This window comes from Pseudanabaena sp. CCNP1317 (genome assembly GCF_034931345.1).
GTDB classification, from domain to species: Bacteria; Cyanobacteriota; Cyanobacteriia; order Pseudanabaenales; family Pseudanabaenaceae; genus Pseudanabaena; species Pseudanabaena galeata.
Window position 1 is genome coordinate 1 of record NZ_JAYGIF010000087.1, and the last position, 2,509, is coordinate 2,509.

Genomic DNA, 2,509 nt, shown 5'->3' on the forward strand with positions numbered 1-2,509 from the left:
TTCATCGTGGTTTTTCCTTTTTGATACCCTGCGATTACTCGTTCTCTCAAATCCTGTGAATACGCTTTTCCTGTTTGCATTTTCTCTCCATTTTACCTTGCTCTTGCTCATTTGAAAACCGCTATAATTTGGAGTCAAACCCATGGTAAGAATTTATCGTTTGAGCAGAATTGCTTGACTTTAGATATGCGCTACTATCATCATTCTCAACTTCACCATAATGGGGAGGATCAATGGCTTCAAATGGTAATCGTAAACTAAAACAACTACCTACACCTAATTCACTAGTTACACTAATTTCCCCACCCAGAAACTGAGCAATTTTTTGACTGATGGCTAACCCTAAGCCTGTACCTTGAGATTTAAACTTATGTTCGCCCACCTGCTCAAAGGGTAAAAAGATTTTGTTCAGTTTTTCCGAGTCAATCCCTATGCCTGTATCGGCGATCGCAAATAGCACATATACAATTTCAGATGTAGTCGAGATGCAATGTGAAGAGCAGGTAATAGTACTATGAACAGAAGTGGCAAGATCAGAAATCAACTCTTGATTGGTCATTTTGCTGACTGCAAAAGTCACTGATCCTTTATTGGTAAATTTCAATGCATTACCTAGCAAATTAAAGAGAATCTGCCGCAGTCTCTTGACATCTGTATGTACGATCTGGGGTAGATCGGGTGCAAACTCACAAATTAAATCTATACCTTTTTTATTCGCTAAAACTCGAAAACCCTCACTCACTCCCTGCAATAGTTGTGACAATTGACAATCCATTGGTTGGATTTCCATTTTACCAGCTTCAATTTTAGAAATGTCAAGAATATCTTCAATTAAAGCAAGTAAATGGAATCCTGAATTATAAATAATCTGTAAATCTTCTTTTTGTTGCGGTAAATTACTCTCTTCCTCCTGAAGCAATTGAGTGACACCAATAATTGCATTGAGAGGAGTGCGTAACTCATGACTCATACTAGTCAAAAAATGGCTCTTTGAACGGTTGGCTGATTCGGCTAATTGTTTAGCTTGGGTAAGTTCCTGATTCCTTTTAGTAAGAAGTTGTGATTTCTGAAGTAGTTCTATTTGGGCTTTTTTCAAATGATTGCTATTGCGACGCTGTTCATCTATCGTTCCTGACAAAATTAATGTAAATGAAACAGTAGCGACAATAAAACTTTGTAATAATAGTAAGGATTCATTAATATTGACTCTTGCAAATACCCCTGAGCCTTGGAGTGTGCCAAAAATAGCAATTATAGCAATCAGTAGGATCAAATTAGTAGCGGCAAAATGACCAAAACGGAAAGTTACCCATACCAGACAGGGAATAATCAGATACTCAATGGGATAAATACCAACAAAAGCAATTTGAGAAATTATTAGCACAATGACTAACATCACCAATGCTTCTAAGCAATGTAGAAGATTGGTTTTGCGATAGAAGTAGATTAGTTTGTAGCGGGTAATCTCACTCCAACTTAAGAGAGCTGGCGTTAAAACAAAAATACCTGTCACATTGGACACCCACCAAGTTAGCCAGACATTTGGATACCCAGACCAAGCGATCGTGCTGCCTAAGCATAGAGCTGTTACACCTGCGGTGGCATTCACCATCGTTCCCATTAGCGCTGTAAACCCAAAAAACTGGGCGACATTCCGAAAATTTCTAAGCGGACTTTCTTGACCGATCGCCCGACGCAACAGATAACTACCCAAGCCAATTCCTGTAGTTGTCCCGATCGCAATGATCATGACTTGGGCTATGGATTGCAGCAGATGTAAAGTAGTATCGGTTTTTAGAAAAGCCCAAATATTTGCTAAGAAAGATCCAATAAAGACCCCAAGGAGTAAGCGATCGCCAAACAGTAAAATCGCTGCTGATGCAAATCCATCGGGAAACCAAACAGGTGTAACATCTTGAGGGGGCGAAGCGATGCGGCGGCATATTTCGGCAAGTCCATAGTAACCTGCTGCGACTATGGCAATGCCAAGGCAATTGATACAGGTTTTCCTAATAGATTTGTGTTGACGAAAAATCACAGAAATTCTCAACATATTGCTGTACCCAATAGCTCAATTCTGTATAGCCCTTTAACTGATTGTATGTGGTAGTTGCTAAACACTGGCTCCCTAGCTTTACTTCTTGTAAAGGAGGAAGGAGTAACTAAACTTCTGCCTCCCCTTCTCTCTACAAGGAGAATGGTTTGGGGGATAAAGTACATTTTTTTTACGTAAAATCAGCTATTAAAAGATTGTATTAGGTTAATTGAGTTTATTTTTATAAAAAACAAAGAATTTTTCTTGCGCCTTGTACAGCAACGCTAGAGATAGCTATACCCAGAAGATAAGTGGTAGCGCTTTGCGCTACCACTTATCTTCTGGGTCAGAAGTGTTGAATGATAGAAAAAAGCTAGAAAAACACGCTTCTAATTTGATAAATTAGAAGCGTCAAAACAAAAAATAATGTTAACAATGTTATCTAACTTCCCTAAGATTGTCAAACAACTACTC

General features: G+C 38.7%; 1 protein-coding gene. It reads right to left on the reverse strand.

Annotation, left to right across the window (positions count from 1 at the left end; genetic code table 11):
• Positions 1-121: 121 nt before the first annotated feature.
• On the reverse strand, positions 122-2,053 hold the full coding sequence (locus tag VB775_RS15685) for an MASE1 domain-containing protein (protein WP_281006123.1): 1,932 nt from the start codon (positions 2,051-2,053) through the stop codon (positions 122-124).
• Positions 2,054-2,509: the final 456 nt, after the last annotated feature.

What these genes read in the sequence shown, in the direction of transcription:
- VB775_RS15685 (WP_281006123.1), bottom strand. Translation starts at nt 2,053, where the DNA reads ATGTTGAGAATTTCTGTGATTTTTCGTCAACACAAATCTATTAGGAAA.